General features: G+C 60.2%; 14 protein-coding genes and 1 pseudogene. 8 read left to right on the top strand and 7 right to left on the bottom strand.

Going from position 1 to position 15,396, the window contains the following annotated elements:
- The 5 genes and pseudogenes from ACMDCR_RS24640 to ACMDCR_RS24620 all read right to left on the bottom strand — a co-directional run.
- Positions 1 to 1,422 carry a M24 family metallopeptidase gene (locus ACMDCR_RS24640; RefSeq protein ID WP_413989153.1) on the bottom strand — a complete coding sequence of 474 codons (1,422 nt, stop codon included), beginning with the start codon at positions 1,420 to 1,422 and terminating at the stop codon, positions 1 to 3.
- A 49-nt stretch (positions 1,423 to 1,471) separates the two neighbouring features.
- The gene (locus tag ACMDCR_RS24635) at positions 1,472 to 2,293 is read right to left on the bottom strand and encodes an ABC transporter permease (RefSeq protein WP_413989152.1); all 822 of its coding nucleotides are present in this window, start codon (positions 2,291 to 2,293) and stop codon (positions 1,472 to 1,474) included.
- Entirely contained in the window at positions 2,286 to 3,113 is an 828-nt protein-coding gene (locus ACMDCR_RS24630; protein ID WP_413989151.1) for an ABC transporter permease, read from the bottom strand. Before ACMDCR_RS24630 ends, ACMDCR_RS24635 begins: the two co-directional genes overlap by 8 nt.
- Before the next feature lie 10 nt (positions 3,114 to 3,123).
- Positions 3,124 to 4,164: an extracellular solute-binding protein gene (locus ACMDCR_RS24625; protein WP_413989150.1), complete on the bottom strand. Its 1,041-nt coding sequence runs from the start codon at positions 4,162 to 4,164 to the stop codon at positions 3,124 to 3,126.
- A gap of 22 nt (positions 4,165 to 4,186) precedes the next feature.
- Positions 4,187 to 5,333 (bottom strand): annotated as a pseudogene (locus tag ACMDCR_RS24620) (ABC transporter ATP-binding protein); the annotation flags it as partial.
- 603 nt (positions 5,334 to 5,936) lie between these two features.
- Here ACMDCR_RS24620 and ACMDCR_RS24615 point away from each other — a divergent pair.
- The 5 genes from ACMDCR_RS24615 (at position 5,937) to ACMDCR_RS24595 (ending at position 10,666) form a co-directional block, all read left to right on the top strand.
- Positions 5,937 to 6,878, top strand: a complete 942-nt coding sequence (locus tag ACMDCR_RS24615) for an ABC transporter substrate-binding protein (RefSeq protein WP_413989149.1) — start codon at positions 5,937 to 5,939, stop codon at positions 6,876 to 6,878.
- A gap of 4 nt (positions 6,879 to 6,882) precedes the next feature.
- A complete protein-coding gene (locus ACMDCR_RS24610) occupies positions 6,883 to 7,761 on the top strand; it encodes an amino acid ABC transporter permease (protein ID WP_413989148.1) in 879 nt (292 codons plus the stop codon).
- Positions 7,758 to 8,546 (top strand): amino acid ABC transporter ATP-binding protein, encoded by a 789-nt coding sequence (locus ACMDCR_RS24605; RefSeq protein WP_413989147.1) that lies wholly within the window; start codon positions 7,758 to 7,760, stop codon positions 8,544 to 8,546. The genes ACMDCR_RS24610 and ACMDCR_RS24605 overlap by 4 nt, the downstream gene beginning before the upstream one ends.
- Positions 8,547 to 8,615: 69 nt before the next feature.
- Positions 8,616 to 9,746 carry a sugar phosphate isomerase/epimerase family protein gene (locus ACMDCR_RS24600; protein ID WP_413993711.1) on the top strand — a complete coding sequence of 377 codons (1,131 nt, stop codon included), beginning with the start codon at positions 8,616 to 8,618 and terminating at the stop codon, positions 9,744 to 9,746.
- A 173-nt stretch (positions 9,747 to 9,919) separates the two neighbouring features.
- Positions 9,920 to 10,666, top strand: a complete 747-nt coding sequence (locus tag ACMDCR_RS24595; protein WP_413989146.1) for a GntR family transcriptional regulator — start codon at positions 9,920 to 9,922, stop codon at positions 10,664 to 10,666.
- 261 nt (positions 10,667 to 10,927) lie between these two features.
- Here ACMDCR_RS24595 and ACMDCR_RS24590 read toward each other — a convergent pair whose 3' ends face one another.
- Positions 10,928 to 11,515 carry an SDR family NAD(P)-dependent oxidoreductase gene (locus tag ACMDCR_RS24590; protein WP_413989145.1) on the bottom strand — a complete coding sequence of 196 codons (588 nt, stop codon included), beginning with the start codon at positions 11,513 to 11,515 and terminating at the stop codon, positions 10,928 to 10,930.
- Between the two features lie 33 nt (positions 11,516 to 11,548).
- On the opposite strand from ACMDCR_RS24590, the gene ACMDCR_RS24585 reads away from it, so the two are divergent.
- From ACMDCR_RS24585 to ACMDCR_RS24575, 3 genes are all read left to right on the top strand, one after another.
- Positions 11,549 to 12,730 carry a DUF429 domain-containing protein gene (locus ACMDCR_RS24585; RefSeq protein WP_413989144.1) on the top strand — a complete coding sequence of 394 codons (1,182 nt, stop codon included), beginning with the start codon at positions 11,549 to 11,551 and terminating at the stop codon, positions 12,728 to 12,730.
- Between the two features lie 214 nt (positions 12,731 to 12,944).
- Positions 12,945 to 13,367, top strand: coding sequence for a hypothetical protein (locus ACMDCR_RS24580; protein ID WP_413989143.1), 423 nt, complete (start codon positions 12,945 to 12,947; stop codon positions 13,365 to 13,367).
- A 731-nt stretch (positions 13,368 to 14,098) separates the two neighbouring features.
- Positions 14,099 to 14,605: a hypothetical protein gene (locus ACMDCR_RS24575; protein WP_413989142.1), complete on the top strand. Its 507-nt coding sequence runs from the start codon at positions 14,099 to 14,101 to the stop codon at positions 14,603 to 14,605.
- Between the two features lie 320 nt (positions 14,606 to 14,925).
- Here ACMDCR_RS24575 and ACMDCR_RS24570 read toward each other — a convergent pair whose 3' ends face one another.
- Complete coding sequence (locus tag ACMDCR_RS24570) at positions 14,926 to 15,381, bottom strand: VOC family protein (RefSeq protein WP_413989141.1); 456 nt, start codon at positions 15,379 to 15,381, stop codon at positions 14,926 to 14,928.
- Between the last annotated feature and the right edge of the window lie 15 nt (positions 15,382 to 15,396).

Genomic DNA, 15,396 nt, shown 5'->3' with positions numbered 1-15,396 from the left:
TCACGCCTCCGCCACGCGGAAGACTTCCAGAGGCGTATGGCGGCTTAGGTTTTCAAAGCCATCCTTGGTCACCACGTAGCAATCGCCGATGTTGCAACCTGCGGCCTGTGGCTCGAGCCACTGCGTGTGGAGCACAAACACCATCCCCTCCTCCAGCCGATCGTAATTGTGCGAGGATATGTTGAAGCTGTTCTGCGCTCCGGCCATGCCTATTGAGTGTCCGAGGTTTGGATTGTGGGGCCCGTAGGTGGCGGGATAGACGTGCATGAGCCTGCGTCCCTGCGCCTCCCAATCGACATCCTTGACATATTGCTGTGGAATCAACCGCGCCTCGCCTCCCGGCATGGCAGACCAGTTGTAGGGCATGGTGCGCGCTTCCGCCGATGCCAGCCAACCACGCTCGATATAGGGTTCGAAGGCGGCGTTGTTGACGTCCCGCATCAGAGCGCCCGGCTTGATCAGCTTCTCGGCGCGCCGGACGCCGTCGAGACAAGCCGCCAGGACATCGTCCTGGTGGGGGGTGATGGTTCCGACAGCTATCATCCGCGCCGTCTGCGCCGTGTAGCCGCGATAGGTCACGTTAGAAATATAGAGATTGATCAGATCACCCGGCCGGACGACATGGCCGTAGGGCTTGCCGCAATGTGTTCCAAACTCGTTGATGCCGATCTGGTAGCCGTCCCCGGTTTCTCCCCCGAGAGCGAGCTGGGCATGGGTGAAGGCGGCATAGATCTCGTGATCGGTCACGCCGGGTCGTATGACGTGATAGGCGGCCTGGGTTCCGATGCTGATGAGTTGCGCTGCCGCGCGAAACATCTCGATCTCGCGCGGCGAGCGGACCTTCTGCATACGATCGAGAATGCCGTTGTCGGCGACAAACTTGCATTTGGGCAGAAGCTCCTCGAGGCCGGCCCAGAAAGTCAATGAAGTTCGATCGCCGATCCTGCCGATCTGCCCTTTTGCCAGGCCGAGGTCGCCAAGAATGGCCGCGCATTTCTCCGCCGTCTTGACGACGGAATCGCCGGGTCGATCAGCATACTCCCGTCCAATGGGGCCGATCTGCCAGATCTCGTCCACCAGAACCGGCTCACCTCCCGGCGGAAGGAGGACGGACTGGGTGAAGAATGAGAGGAGCACAATGGCCTTGTCGGCGTCGGTCGGGATGATCAGAACACCTTCGCGCATCCAGTCGCAGATATAGCGCAGATAGGCGTTTGACGTGTGGAACCAGCCCACCCCGCCGGTATGTATGAGGATGGCATCGTGGCCTGCTTCAACGGCCTGCCGCCGAATTCGGCGCAGTCGTTCTTCGAACTCATCGACGGGTAGCGGAAGGGGCGCCGAAAACTCAAAGTCAGGTGCGAAATCGGTAAGAAGTGAACCGATGCGCCGGGCGGCCGCGTTCGACTGATGGATATTCACGATGAAGGTCCTTGTGGCGTTTGGCGATCTTCTTGGGTGTGTCGGTGCATCAGGCGTTTCTTGGCGGGGCCAGAACCCGTCGTGCAACAACAAGTCCGACGAGCGTGACCGCGATCAGAATCCCGGAAATGGCTGCCACCCGCACATCAAGGGACTCCTCGATAAGCGCGAACATACGCAGCGGCAGGACGGTGGTCTGGGCGTCCGCCAGGAATAGGGACACCGAGACATTGTCCAGGGATTGAATGAAGACGAGGAAGGCGCCCGCCAGGATTCCCGGCATCAGAAGAGGCAAGGTCACCCGTCTGAGGGTCGTGAACCAATTGGCGCCAAGTGTCGTCGAGGCTTCCGCGAGTGACGGATTGATCCCCTGCGCGACGACGGAGGCAGCCCGATACATCAACGGGCCGAAGACAACGACATGGCCCGCCACCGTCAGCCACAGCGAAGGCCGCAAACCAATGAAGTTGGCGACGATCAGGGCAGCCAATCCATAGACGAGACTTGGCAAAACAAGCGGCGCCAGCAGCAACGGCTCGATCGCGCCGACGGTAGTGCGCCGCATCCGGGTCATCCCGATGGTCGCCGGGATTGCGAACACGAGCGATACCAAGACGGCCAGGCCGGCGATCTTCAGGGAGTTCCAGGCCGCGATCTGCTCTGTCGCCGACCTCAGGGGATCCAGCAAAGCCTCGTACCAGCGCAAGGAAAAGCCCTGCGGGGGATATTTCAGGGTCTGTCCCGATGTGAACGACATCGTCAGGGCGATCGCGATGGGAGCGACGAGATAGACGACGCATAGGCCGCCGAAGCCGAAGACGAAGGCCTTGTAAAGGAAACCAGGAATTGGATTTTCGCGGCGATCAAGCATGGCCGACCAGCCTCCTGTGTCGAGACATCATCGACAGGGCAACCAGCAGGCAGCCTGTCGAAAGGAGCAGGACCACGGCAATTGCCGACGCGAGAGGCCAATCGAACAGCGTTCCGACCTCGCGATAGATCAATTGGGGAACGTAGACGTTGCGGGCGCCCCCGATCACGGCCTGGGTAACGAAGGAACTGCTGGTGCTGGCAAAGACCAGGATCCATCCCGCGAACAGGCCGGGCAACATTAATGGCAGCAAGACGGTGATCAGGACACGCCATGGCCCAGCGCCAGAAACAGTGGCGGCTTCCGTCAGCTGGACCGGCGTGCGCGCGAGTATGGCGATCAACGGCAGGATGATTAAAGGCAGATCGATCTGGCACATTGCCATGACAAGACCGAGTTCGGTGAACATCAGGCTGGTCGGGGTGCCCGTCAGCCCAAGCGCCAGCAAAGTTTCACTGATGGGCCCCTGGCGTCCGAGGATGACGATCCAGGCGAATGTGCGCACCACATTGCTGGTCAGCATCGGGATCAGTGTCAGGAAAATCAGGACCTGTCGGAAGGTGTTGCCGCAGTGCCAATAGAGCAAGGCGATCGGCACACCGAGCAGGGTGGTGCCGACAACCGTCTCCAGGCCTAGTCGCGCGGTGTTGATGAGGACGCGGAAGTTGAAGGGATCGCTGAAGAAGCGCGCATAATTGTTCAGGGTGATCCCGCCAACGCCCGTAAAACTGAAGCCGACGAGGACAGCGAGCGGCGTTGCGAAGAACGCCACCGACAGCAGCAGCATCGGAGCCACGTAGGGAAAGCCGCTCGCCTTCATGGTTATGCCCTCACCCCGCGACGAGAGCGTCGAACTGGCGCATCCAGTCAGCGCGGTGCTTGTTGATGGCGACCCAGTCCGGATAGACCATCGTCGGGATCTGATCACGCGTGACATAGGCTTCGATGCCTGGCGTCAGGGCAACATCCTTGTTGGTCGGGAACATTTCCGTTGGCGGCTCCTTCAACTGGTCCTGAGCGGCCTTCGAGATGGCGGCATCCATGTAGGCATAGGCTGCCTCGACATTGGCCGACCCCTTCGCCAGGTGAATGTTGACGGGTGCAGCCGGCGACCCCGTCTCTGGATGAGCGAACTCGGCCTTGAGCCCGAGGCTCTTGAGATGCGCAACGTTTCCGGTGCTGCACATGAACACCGCGATCTCGCCCTGCTGGAATAGAGTCATCTGGTGGTTCGTGCTGTCGACGACCCCCTTGAGATGTTCTGGATGATCCTTGAACACCTTGAAGACCGCATCCATGTCGTCGGGACCGGAACCATAGATCTTGGCGATCTGGGTATAGGCCATGACCGCCGTGTTCGAGCCGAAACCCGTCCAGGAAACCATGCCCTTGTAGGCCGGATTCTCGAACAGGTCGCGATAGCCCTGCGGCTTGGGCACGAGGTCGGGATTATAGGCGATGCCGTTGACTTCAATCGTTACGGTGGGGCCGTACTCCCCCTGGAAAGAGGGGTCGAGCAGGCTCCAGTTCGAGAGTTTGCTTGGATCGATCTTCTGGATGAGGTCGTTATGGATGGCGACATCCATCTGCCCAGGCGACATCAGCAACGCGTCATAGGGCGGGTGGCCGGGGCTCGCCATCACCTTGGCGAGCTGATCCTGGGCAAGCGCCGGCGCGATCGTCAGGTCATAGCCAGCCTTCTGTACCATGGGCGTCAACACGCTCCGATAGGCATCTTCCCAGGCGCCTGGGAAGGTCGCAGCCACCGCGGTGCTGCCTGCGGCGCGTGTGGGAATGGGGAACATCGCGGCTGCCGCAGCACTCGCGGCGAGGAACCCGAAGCCACGCCGGGTCATTCTGAAATCGTTCATGACAGTCACCTCTGTTGCTCTCTTCTTCACTGGGGATTTCCGGCCTCGGCCGGAAAGACGTGACACCGCGCCGTGTCGATCTCGACGAATAGGCGGGCACCTGCTTCGGGAATGAGTGTGGACGGGCCTCGCACCTCCGAGGTACGCAAGCCCGTGCCGTCATCGAGGACAAGATCGTGAACGAGCGAGGGTCCGAGCGGGACCGAGACGGTCAGATGAACGGGAAGCGCACTCTCGCTCGCCTGGGTGACCAGGCGAGCCTCCTCGGGGCGGAAGGTGATCGTCACGGCAGACCCGTTGATGAAGCTCAAGCGCCGCGGAAGCAGGAGCCGCTGCTCGTTGGGAAGGCCAACGATGGTGCTGTTCCCGTCGGCCGACAGGACGGTCCCCTGAAGGACGTTGGCCTGCCCGATGAACTTGTTCACGAATAGCGTCTTGGGGCGGTCGTAGACGGACATGGGCGTATCGATTTGCTCGACACGGCCTTTGTTCATCAGGACCAGACGGCCCGCCAGACTCTGGGCCTCCTCCTGGTCATGGGTGACGATCAGGCTGGTGATGCCCAAGGTCTTCTGCAGGTGGAGCAGCTCGACCTGAAGGTCGAAGCGCAGGGCGCGGTCGAGGGCGCCGAAAGGCTCGTCGAGCAGAAGCAGCGACGGGCGCCCTGCGATCGCCCGGGCCACGGCGACACGCTGCTGCTGGCCGCCGGAGAGTTCGCGCGGCAATCGGTTACCATAGCCCTCGAGGCGCACCAGCGAGAGCATCTCCTCAACGCGCTTGCGTCGCTCAGTGCGGGAAACCTGCTGGCATGCGAGGGGATAGGCGATGTTCTCGGCGACAGTCAGGTGGGGAAACAAGGCGTAGTTCTGAAAGACCATGCCGATGCCCCGCGCCTTGGCGGAGACCTGCGCGAGATTCTGGTTGCCAAGAAGGATCTCGCCGTTTCGTGGTTGAATGAGGCCGGCAATTGCACGCAAGACCGTTGACTTGCCGCAGCCACTCGGGCCGAGAAGCGCTACGATCTCGCCTGCGCCGACATCGAAGGACACGTCCTCAACCGCGGTTGTGCCGGCGTAGCTGTGTGTAAGCCCCCGCACGAAAAGCGGCTGTCGTTCAGCGGTCCTGGAACTGTCAGCCATGGGCGTTCCCTGGAATGGAGTGGACGGCATGGGGCGGCCTGTCCCCGCCCACTGGGAGCGGAACATCTGGCTCGCGATGCGTATGGTGTCGGTCTGGCTCATGCCTTCTTCTCAGCAAGCAGCGTGCCAGTTTCACTTCAGGGAGCGAATCAATCTTCTAAGTGACTATGATTAAACGTGTTTTTTTACAATCACCTCCTAGCTTCAGTTTGAAATTGAAAAGTTTCGACAAAAGTTTCGCATAAACATGTGCAAACATAAGCAGCAGAAATGTACAATCTGTAGGCACCGTTGCGAATAGGGCGCGAAATGGCATCAAATCGTGGCGCTGAGGTGCGGGCGCGCCGCCGTTGAGCGTTCGAACGGCTACCGTTGGCGGCGATTCAAGCCGTGTCGCCTCATTTGTGGAGGAGTCGGACACGACTTACCGCCAGAATCTCATTGCCGACCTGAACAATTAATGTGCAAGAATCTGCGAAACTTTGTTCGAATGTTCATTCGATCAATGGACGAGCTCATCGAGAATAAAAATTACTTACAATATCAAGATGTTATTATCCGAGTTGGGCACCTTGGCACACCTCTTGCTTTGTCTTTGACGCGACTTCCGCACGACAGATCCGAGAGGGACCCATGACCGGCACACCGAAAATTTCGAAGGCGTCACTCGTCTGTGCGGTGTTCTGCACTTTCGCAGCCGGCACGATGTTGCCGGCAAGCGCCGACGAGAGCAAACCGGCAGCTATAACCGAGGTGGACATCTTAAAGCTGGCCGGGGTGGTTGCCACGCCCGCGCTCGCAGACTCAATGCCCGCGGCCATAAAGGCTGCAGGCGTTCTGAAGGTAGCGACGGATCTCACGCCACCGATCAGCTTTCATTCTGACGAAGGAACGCTCGTTGGCATCGATGCCGATCTTGCGGCCGCCCTGGGCGTTATCCTGCAGGTCAAGGTACAGATGACGGACGTGGGATCCGGCGCCGCAATCGTGCCCTCGATCCTCTCGAAGCGTTTCGACATGACCGTTTCCGGCATCAACGACGATCCGGAGCTGGAGAAGCAGGTCGACGTGATCGACTACATGTTCGACGCAACCACGATCATGACGATCAAGGGAAACCCGCTTGGTATCAAGGGAATGGCTGACCTCTGCGGCAGGTCCGTCGCAGTGCCCGTGGGTACGTTTCAGGAGAGGATGGTCGAAGCAGCTTCGACACGGTGCGCAACCCCCATCAAGCTTCTGACCATTCCGAAGATGCCCGACGTGCTCCAGGCGGTTCGCACCGGCCGGGCCGACGCGACGGTCAACGGCTATGCCACCAGCGTCTACACCACCGAGCACCAGACCGGTAACGGCAAGGGCCTGCAGGCGCTTCCAGATGTACGGCTCGCCGTGGGCTATCTCGGCATGCTAACCGCCAAGAACAACCCGCAGCTGCGCGATGCCGTGGTGGGCGCCTTGCAGCAGATGGTCGACAGCGGCGCCTATGAGACGATCATGAAGAAGTGGGGGTTGGGTCCACTGGCCGTTAAGACCATCAAGGTCAACGACGCAACCAGCATGCCAGCGGAGTGATGCCATGACCCTCCTCGCCGCTGAAGCCAACCGGGCGCCGCTTACACCGACGATCGCCAGGACTATCCCATGGAGCCAGATCGCCATCGGGGGCAGTGCGATCTTGGTTCTGATCTTGGTCGCCCGGGTCATCGGGCAGAGCCAGAGCGTACAATGGGCCGAGATCCCGCACTATCTCATGGATCCGCTGATCCTCGGCGGCGTCGTGCTGACGCTTGAACTGACCGCGGTAGCGATGATCTTCGGCATCGCCGCCGGAGGCATCGTTGCCGCCATGGCGACCAGTCGAAACATCGTGCTCAAGGTTCTGGCGGCTGGTTTCGTGTGGTGCTTTCGGGGCGTGCCCCTCATCGTCCAGATCTTCTTCTGGTTCAACATTGCCTTGTTCGTGCCGGAAATCGCCATCGGCGACACCAGCATCTCTATCAATGACGTGATCACCCCTTCCCTCGCCGGCTTTCTGGCCCTTGGGTTGCACGAAGCCGCAAACATGGCGGAGATCATCCGCGGCGGCCTGCTCTCGGTCGACAAGGGGCAGCAGGATGCGGGCCGGGCACTCGGCTTCACGCCGATGCAGACCTTGCGGGTGGTAGTGCTGCCGCAGGCCGCCCGCGTCATCATCCCGCCGACAGGCAACCAGGCCATCGGCATGTTGAAGGCCAGCGCCATTGTCTCGGTGATCGGCATGGAAGATCTGCTCACGCAGGCGCAGCACATCTATGCCCGAAACTTCCTGGTCATCGAACTCTTGATCGTCGCCTCGATCTGGTACCTCGCGATCACGACGCTTGCCTCCATCGGCCAGTACTTCCTCGAGCGGCGCCTCCTGCCGGTGAGCCGACCTCCGGCCAAGGCACGAACTGCAAAGGGGGACGCCAGATGAGCGCGATCCCACAAAGCTCGGCGGCCGCGACGATGCTACTGGCACAATCGGTGACCAAGCACTTCGGAAACCTGTCCGTGCTTCGCGGCGTCGATCTCTCGGTTTCCAAGGGCAAGGTGTTTTGCCTGATCGGCTCCTCCGGCTCCGGGAAGTCGACTTTTCTGCGCTGCATCAATCATCTGGAGACGATCGACGGAGGCCGCCTGTTGGTTGATGGCCAGTATGTTGGTTACGAAGAGCGCGGCGGCAGGCTTTTCGAACGCGGCGAGAAGGCGTTGGCAGCGCAGCGAGCGCAGATCGGCATGGTGTTCCAGCGCTTCAACCTGTTTCCCCATCTGAGCGTGCTCGACAACATCACCGCGGCGCCCCTGGTTCACCGTCGATGCAGCAAGGCAGAGGCGCAGGAAATGGCTCTCAGCCTTCTGGAGCGTGTGGGACTACGGAGCAAGGCGGACATCTTTCCGTCCGAACTCTCGGGCGGCCAACAACAGCGCGTTGCCATTGCGCGCACGCTTGCGATGCGGCCGAAGCTGTTGCTCTTCGACGAGCCGACCTCGGCGCTGGACCCCGAACTGGTCGGCGAAGTCCTCTCCGTCATGCTCGACCTCGCCAGGGAGGGCCACACCATGATCGTCGTCACTCATGAGATCTCGTTCGCGCGGGAGGTCGCGGACACGCTGGTATTCCTGGACCAGGGCAAGGTCCTGGAAAGCGGGCCGCCCACGCAGCTTCTGCACAACCCTGCCCACGAAAGGACGGCGGCGTTCCTGGCGAAGTTTCGGTAGCGCGAGCGCCGGCGGCACAAACGAAGACTACGGTGCCAACGAGGCACCTTCCGTAGAAAGAAAACCATGATGAAGTTAGGAATCGACGGGCAGAAACTGCCCGAAGTGAGGAAGCGTGGCCCACTGGCAAGCCTGGACCATGTCCACGAGCTGGGACTCAAGGGTATTTTCTTCAGCACGGCGCTCGACATGAGCCCGGATCTGGATCCAGGCCTGTTGATGGATATCCGGTCGAAGGCCGATGAGCTTGGTCTCTACCTGGAGAGCGGACTGGGCAAGATCAATCCCTATTGCAGCGCCGAGGCACCCGAACTGCGCGCTATCGGAGCGGGTGACATCATCGCGGGTTTCGCGCGCATGATCGAAGCCAACGCTGCGATCGGCTGTCATGAGCTGTGGGTCTCGCCAGGGAACTTCAAGCCGGCCTATCTCGGACGTCTCGCCGTCGACCGTTTTCGTACGGATGTGACCTGGGAAGAGCAGTTGTGCGGCATCGAGAAGGTCCTCAGTAAGCTCGCGCCGATTGCCCGCGCCAATGGCACCCATCTGAATATCGAGACCCATGACGAAATCACCTCCTTCGAGATCCTCCGACTGGTCGAGAAGGTCGGCGCCGATTGCGTCGGCGTGGTACTCGACACCGCGAACATGCTGCAGAGGGGCGAGCATCCGGTTTTCGCTGCCCGCCGCCTCGCGCCCTATGTCCGGCAGACCCATATCAAGGATGCCTATGTGGCTCGCGCGCCCGGCGGTCTCGATTTTCAGACACGCCCCTGCGGCGGGGGCATCGTCGACTTCGGCACGATCATCCCGATCCTGGCCGAAGCCAGGCCCGACCTGAACCTGTCCCTGGAAGTTGCTCAATCGACGGATGACAAGCGGCGCGAGGCCAACCCGCGCCAGTGCATCCAGATCGACGACCCCGTTTGGAGGGCCGGACACCCCGATCTTACTGAGCATGAGCTCGAAGCCTACCTCGCGATGATCGATGCCTACGAGCTTCGTATCGCGTTAGGCGAGATCGAGAATTGGGAGGACTACGAGGCCTCGCGATATGGCTATCCAACCTACCAGCAACAGTCCTATGGCTTGGCCGAGGCGATCACCTTCATCCGGGATTCCGGGCGCCATATCAGCGACATCTGCAAGCGCAGTGGCATTCCGCTCGCCTATGGTTCGGCAATCGCCAAGGCAGCCTAACAACCTTGCCACGGCCTGCCAATCCTCCTGCTAGACGTTGCTGGCGCCTCAGTGTGCCGGCAATGAGCCTTACGCACCAACATTTTCATGAGGATAATCAGAAGGTCCGGCTTTGCGGATGCAAAAATCGATACGCATATAATGATGCGAAGTGACGCCCTCTGGAGGAAACGATGAAGAAGACTCGCCGTCAGAACACGAAGGCGATACCGAAGGTCGATGTTGCGGGGGACGCGGCCGACGGTGGTGACGACGTCTCGGAACGCATTCGGGCAACGTTGGCGACTGCTATCGGGGAAGGAGCCCTCAAGCCGGGCACCAAGATCATGGAAGACCTGATAGCCGATCATTTCGGCGTCAGCCGCACGGTTGTCCGCGGTGCCCTCGGGGTGATGGAGAGCGACCATCTGCTCGAGCGCAAACGAAACCGAGGTACATTCGTCGCAGAGCCCACCATCGAGCAGGCCAGAAGCCTTTTTGAGGCGAGGAGGCTCATCGAACGCTGCATCCTGGAACTCGTGGAGGCTCGCGCCACTCCGGAGAAACTCGACGCGCTGGACAGACTGACTCACGAGGAAGACCGCATCCATCAGCATGGCGATGAGAAGTCGAAGTCCGTCTTGTCCGGCAGGTTCCATATCGAATTGGCAGAAATCGCCGGTAATGCCGTGCTGACCGAGGTCCTTGCCAAGGTCATCGCCCGGCTTTCCCTAGTGATGGCCCTCTATGAGGAAGACCACCAGGACGATTGCGGTGCCGACCACCACCGCATGATCGTGGCAGCGCTGAAGGCCAAGGATCTCGCCAAGGCCCAGGATCTGATGGATGTTCATCTCGCCGATATCGAGGGACGCGTGAGGCTGACCCCAGGCCAGGGTGACCGCCATACATTCATGGCCGTGCTGGAGAATTTCTCTTAGTGGTGGGAGGGGCACGAGCTGATCGCGGCGTCTCATTTGGAACCATGCGGTAAAGCGCAACTGCGTGGCCTAGCTTCAGAACGACCCTTCTCAGATGTTGAAAACGAATGCCTATGGGAAGTTCAGTGAATGAATTGAGAGTAACCGCAACGTCGGACTAGGGGCCGGAAGCTGACAGGCTTTTGCCGGCGCAGGCCAAGGGATTAGTGGACGCTCAGTGAGTGATCCCAGAGTCTCTGCCATTCTGCGCGAAATCCTTGGTTAGATGGCTGTCAGGCCGCCATCGACGGGAAGGTCGATGCCGGCGACGTAGCTGCTGAGTTCCGAGGCCAGGAACAAAGCCGCGCAGGCGATCTCATCGGGATACGCCAGGCGCGCTAAAGGCGTCATCGCGACGATCTGCTTTCGGGCTTCGGCCGCGCCCTCTCCGGACGGGAACTGATCGTCGAACATGGGTGTGTCGACCGCACCCGGGCTCAACACGTTGGTCCTGATCCCTCGATCCTTGAGTTCGCTGGTCCAGGTCCGGGCAAATGACCGGATCGCCGCCTTGGTGGCGCTGTAGGCGCCGCGGCCGGGGAGGCCTTTGTTCTTCCCGGCCGCGGCCACGAGGATGATCGACGCACCGTCATTCAGGTAAGGCAGCGCCTTTTGAACGGTGAAATAAGTGCCGCGGGCATTGGTGTTGAAGGTCTTGTCGAAATGCTCGGGCGTCGCCGTGGCGGTCATCGTCTTTTCGACGAAGGCCGCATTCACAAAAATCACATCGATCTTGCCCTTCTTCGCGACGGTCTCATAGAGACGGTCGAGGTCGTCGAGATTGGAGATGTCGGTCTTTACGCTGTCCAATGGCCTTCCCTCCAGTTTGTTTCAAGAGCTATCTTGAGCAAGTACCAGCCCAACAATGGAATGCGTATGTATTACGGAATAGATTTTTCGGGAGCCGCTGATCCCTGGAAGGCACGGTGCTTGAGGCCGACAGTTTGGGTTGCCACGATCGTCGGCGCCCTCGCACCAAGACTGAGCGATATTCGTCCGGTTCAGGAATTGCCGGGGGAGGGGGCGCCATTCACCAGGTTAGTGGATTTGCTTCGCGCAGGCGATTTCTCGGCTGCCGGCATCGATGCGCCTTTCGCTATTCCTGGCAAGTTTCTGCCGACGGGTGGGCATGCTGAGCTCCTGGATCGCGTTAACAGACTACCCGCTATGTCGGATCGTCCGTTCCCCTCGGGTGCAGCACTCTTGGAGCTCGCAAAAGAGATCGCACCGTCGGACGAAAAGAAGCCACATCGAGAAACGGAGCGGTTTTGGGTGAAGCGTGGCGTCAACACACGCTCGACGCTGTGGAACGGGCCGCGCGGCGGCGCGGCCTTCACGGCAGCCTGTTTGACTCTACTCGCTCGCGCGAGACGACCTATTTGGCCCTGGGATTTTGGACCGGGAATGTTAGTTGAGGCTTTCCCCGCGGCTCAGCTTCGTACGTGGGCACTGCCCCACAGTGGTTATGGCAAGCCCGAGCAACAGGCCACGAGAGAGAAGATCCTGATCGGTCTGGCTCGACATCTAAACTTCACCGACGCCCAGGGTAGATTGATGCTTGGATCGCCCGATGCGCTGGACGCGGTTTTAGCTGGTTTTGCCGCCATGGCTGCCATGAGTGAGGGTACGCCAACGGAATATCCCATTGACGGGCTAATAGCGGTTAGGAACGACGGGGAGTTAGGATCGAGCCTCTCGGAACCTGCAATGCCTGACAATCTGCTGCGCGCCGAGGGTAGTCATGGAAAGGACGAGTTGTTTGAGGAGGTGCTACACAGACCGGGCGTGCAGATCGAGCGGATTGTATCGAGAGGACATACCACGCCAGCCGACAAACCCTACGTACAGAGTTGGGACGAGTGGGTTCTGGTTCTTGCGGGTTCAGCCCGGCTCAAGCTCGACGGCTCGCCGGAGTGCTCGTTAGTTGCTGGCGAGCACCTTCTTATTCCGGCGGGTGTGCCGCACCTGGTAACCTATACCTCGGACCCAACTATCTGGCTCGCCGTCCACATTGGCAAGGCGTGACAGATATTTCTATCAACGTGTCGGATTCGCCGAAGTACTCGCTCACAATTTTTGTTGGACGCGAATGCCGAATTAGTGGCCATCGAGCTGTTCCAACACAAGCTGACATGAAGAACCTTGTCACCTATGAATCAAACACCCCCAGTTGCGGTATGATTCTCCTACAACATTAACTTGTGTTAGATTTTCACTGGTTTGAACAGAGGGCATCCGTATGAAGACTGTCCTAGGTCTTGTCGTCGCGTTGCTTGGTGTTTTTTATCTTACTGTACCAGCGTCTGCACAGCAGAAGTTGTTGATAGGTGGACCAGTGCATGTCAAAGGCGGTCCAGCGGGCGGATCAGTGGTTTGCAGGGCATTTTCATGGTCTGGCCAAGTGGTGCCGCTGAGCGCTAAGGAAATCTTCGCCAATAACAGCACCACACCACTACCCAAACTGGTAGACTCATGTGCCGCCAATGGGATCGCTCACGGGCAGATGTGCGAGTATTCGGCACGAATCCAGGGCAATTTGGCATATACCTGCGTATTCTTCGTGGGACCAAATACGGGCGCGCAAAACTGGGCTGCCTCCATCGAAATCCAGGACGCTCAAGGCAATGTGCTGGTACAGGAGCCAGCAAGCTTGCTGTTTTAGGAAGTGCGCTTCCAAACGTCGGTTACCGATCTAAGTGTGTCGGTCGAATCGAATTCTCTTTGCTCTGTGCGGAGGCCCTGCGGGTCTCCGCACACGCGGGTGACGCTCCCTCGCACAGTCGCTTCGCTCTAACGGCCCGCAGCTTTGCCGCGTCACTGTTTCCCACAGCCCGGCCGGCCTCACTACGGCGCTATGGGAGAGCGCGTTCGGCTGGCCGGACTGCTACGCGTGCGCAGGCTCCTTGAGGCCCTGCTTCGCTCCGTCCGCCAGCCCATCGCTCCCGCTCGGCCGCCGGATGGAAAACCTTCCTTCCTGAATGCCTTGGTCCAGCCGTCGTGCTTCATCTTGGAGCGTTGAAGCGCCTTGAGGCCGATTGATGCGGCCCGCAGCGGTCTCGGGCTGGCGGCCGATCCCGGCGCGACTTTTCTCAAGCGACCTCACTGCGATCGGCAGGCCGATCGCGCTCCGGACGTCCTTGTGTTCGCCGGCAGGCGAGGAGGCAGTGCCCCAGGTGCCCTCCGGCGTCAAGGAAGCTCGCAGGGCTCGCCATACTCGGCACGCCTGCGCGTGGCTGCGCGCTGCTCCGCGCCGCCTCCGGCGGGAGCTGCGCTCTCCTTTGACGCCGCCGGACCCCAGGGGAATTCGGCTGCCATCCGAATTTAAGGACGCGCACCCGGCGCTTCGCTTGGGGCCGCTCCTTAAACCCGGATGTCACACGCAAGGAGAGAGATGTGAGCGTGATCGTTATGGAGCCCATGGAGTTGAACCTGCTGCTGAGCGCAGCCACTGACGCGGGGATCATCGCCCAATGCGACGGGGAGGATGGAACCCCCATTCGCGTCACCATCGAGACGGCCGAGCGGTTCGGCAGGATGATCCTGGCTGAGAATATCCGCAGTCACACGGTGGTGTACCGGTCATCGGTATTCCGCAATGAGGCGGGCATTCGGCAACGGCTCGATGATTATCGGTTTTCCTATGTCGGGGGTGTGAAGCCGGAGGGCTTCGCCCGGCTTGCTGACTTTGCCGACTACCAGTGCAGCGACAGCAACGCCTATGAGCTCAGCCTGACCTACGAGTTCTTCCTCGCCGCGTTCACCTGGCTGGCCGGGCTGGGCATCTGCACCAAAACGCGCTCGGTACAAGTCCTTCCTCGGGGCATCGCCCACCCCGAGAATGTCACGGCCTTCCTTGATCCAGCGCGGATAGGCGCCAATCCCCAGCCGCAAGCCGAATAGGGGAGGGCAGCCCATGCGCTTCGTGACTCTCAAGGAACTCCTGCTCACCGGCGCCGAGTTGACAGCCTTGGCCCTGTTCCTCGCCTTCATCCTCATCCTTGCCGCCGCCTGACCGCACCTGACATCGTTTCGGAAAGACAAACCATGACCGCCATCGACAACGCCCCCACCACCCTCCCGCCCAGCAAGCTGACCGAGAGCGCCGCCAATGTCCGCCGCACCGGTGCCAGCGCAGGCATCGAGGAACTCGCCGCTTCTGGTTAATCGGTGACGAGCTGCCACCCGACCGGGCGTGCCGATTAGCGTCTATCGCGCCATCCTCAAGACTTGTGGTAGCCGCGTTCTTGCAGCAGCCAGGTGTTACCATCTGGGTCCGAGAACCTGGCAAAGCTGGCATAATCCCTGCGCGCGGGGTCGAGTCCGGGCGCAAAACTTCCGTCCCACGCATCAATCGGTATCTTGTGAATGATCTCTCCGACTTCGACCCTAGCTTCAAGAAGGTGGTTGCGCGTGGCCTCAAGGTCAGTGACGACAAGGAAAATGTTTCGAACCAATCCTGCTGCCGCATTTGTCAGTCCCTTGCCGATCTGAATTGAGCAGGCCGATCCCGGCGGCGTAAGTTGTACGACGCGAAATGACTCGTTCGGCGCATAATCGACATCGAGCGCAAAGCCGACTTGATCGACGTAAAACCGCAACGCTCGCTCGACATCGCTGACCGACAAGGTGATCACCTCGATCGAGAACTTTAAATCCGCTGTGTTGCGTGAAGTCATGGTCTCACCCTTCAG

Source organism: Labrys okinawensis, assembly GCF_047345005.1.
GTDB classification, from domain to species: domain Bacteria; phylum Pseudomonadota; class Alphaproteobacteria; order Rhizobiales; family Labraceae; genus Labrys; species Labrys okinawensis.
Note: the sequence above shows the minus strand (reverse complement) of the source record. Positions and strands in the feature narration are given on the sequence as shown.

Excerpts from the sequence above, each read along its gene's own strand:
- ACMDCR_RS24635 (WP_413989152.1), bottom strand. The coding sequence starts at position 2,293 with ATGCTTGATCGCCGCGAAAATCCAATTCCTGGTTTCCTTTACAAGGCC.
- ACMDCR_RS24630 (WP_413989151.1), bottom strand. The coding sequence starts at position 3,113 with ATGAAGGCGAGCGGCTTTCCCTACGTGGCTCCGATGCTGCTGCTGTCG.
- ACMDCR_RS24625 (WP_413989150.1), bottom strand. The coding sequence starts at position 4,164 with ATGAACGATTTCAGAATGACCCGGCGTGGCTTCGGGTTCCTCGCCGCG.
- ACMDCR_RS24615 (WP_413989149.1), top strand. The coding sequence starts at position 5,937 with ATGACCGGCACACCGAAAATTTCGAAGGCGTCACTCGTCTGTGCGGTG.
- ACMDCR_RS24610 (WP_413989148.1), top strand. The coding sequence starts at position 6,883 with ATGACCCTCCTCGCCGCTGAAGCCAACCGGGCGCCGCTTACACCGACG.
- ACMDCR_RS24605 (WP_413989147.1), top strand. The coding sequence starts at position 7,758 with ATGAGCGCGATCCCACAAAGCTCGGCGGCCGCGACGATGCTACTGGCA.
- ACMDCR_RS24600 (WP_413993711.1), top strand. The coding sequence starts at position 8,616 with ATGAAGTTAGGAATCGACGGGCAGAAACTGCCCGAAGTGAGGAAGCGT.
- ACMDCR_RS24595 (WP_413989146.1), top strand. The coding sequence starts at position 9,920 with ATGAAGAAGACTCGCCGTCAGAACACGAAGGCGATACCGAAGGTCGAT.
- ACMDCR_RS24580 (WP_413989143.1), top strand. The coding sequence starts at position 12,945 with ATGAAGACTGTCCTAGGTCTTGTCGTCGCGTTGCTTGGTGTTTTTTAT.
- ACMDCR_RS24570 (WP_413989141.1), bottom strand. The coding sequence starts at position 15,381 with ATGACTTCACGCAACACAGCGGATTTAAAGTTCTCGATCGAGGTGATC.